Raw genomic sequence first — 249 nt, 5'->3', positions numbered from 1 at the left:
CATCGACGGTTGACGAATACACGCCATGACCGATTGACCAAGCTTTTTCAGACCTTGTGATAAACCAATTGTGGTTACGGTTTTGCCTTCACCTAGTGGTGTGGGAGTGATGGCAGTGACGACAACAAGCTTGCCATCAATATTGTCTTTGAGTCGGTTTACCGCGTTTAAGGATACTTTTGCCTTGTGAAAACCTTGAGGATGAAACTCAGAGTCGAGTAGTCCAGATTGCTTAGCAATCTCAGAAAT

Annotated in this window: 1 protein-coding gene; it reads right to left on the bottom strand. The window is 44.6% G+C overall.

Going from position 1 to position 249, the window contains the following annotated elements; all coding sequences use genetic code 11:
* The coding region (locus tag FQ668_RS27895) for a formate--tetrahydrofolate ligase (protein WP_218570923.1) at nt 1–249 on the bottom strand (249 nt) is incomplete at both ends.

Source organism: Pseudomonas sp. Kh14, from assembly GCF_900291005.1.
GTDB classification, from domain to species: domain Bacteria; phylum Pseudomonadota; class Gammaproteobacteria; order Pseudomonadales; family Pseudomonadaceae; genus Aquipseudomonas; species Aquipseudomonas alloputida.
Note: the sequence above shows the minus strand (reverse complement) of the source record. Positions and strands in the feature narration are given on the sequence as shown.